The 391-nt window shown below is 55.5% G+C and carries 1 protein-coding gene; it reads right to left on the reverse strand.

Annotated features, from left to right (window positions below; all coding sequences use genetic code 11):
* On the reverse strand, positions 1 to 266 hold a 266-nt coding region (locus tag K9U40_RS24515), incomplete at its 3' end, for a dihydrofolate reductase family protein (protein WP_282892635.1).
* Between the last annotated feature and the right edge of the window lie 125 nt (positions 267 to 391).

A 391-nucleotide genomic window follows, 5' to 3' on the forward strand; every position in this document is an offset into this window, starting at 1 on the left:
CCGCCCACAAGCCAGATGTCCTTCCCCGGCGTGGCCCTCATCGATTTCACCCAGCTCTCCGGGTCATCATTCACGACTTCGGCAAATTGCTGCGGCCCCTTCGGAAGCAGGTGGGAAAAAACATAAGTCTTTATTCCGGGAAACGGCGCCGCGTTCGGACGCATCTCGATGGCTTTGCTGTAGGTCTTTCGGCCCATTACCGCGACATCGACGGAGCCGAAAAACTCCTTCATCCCGTAATCCTGGTCGGTGAAAAGCCAATCCACCGCTCCATCCTTACGGCAAATGAAATTATCCAGGCTGGACGCGACAAAATACTTTACTTGGCGAGCGCCGTTCATAACGCGCGGACTCTAGCATCATGCGCGCGCTTTGTCGATCATCTCTTCCC

It is taken from the genome of Xanthobacter autotrophicus (assembly GCF_030015065.1).
Classification (GTDB): domain Bacteria; phylum Pseudomonadota; class Alphaproteobacteria; order Rhizobiales; family Xanthobacteraceae; genus Xanthobacter; species Xanthobacter autotrophicus_D.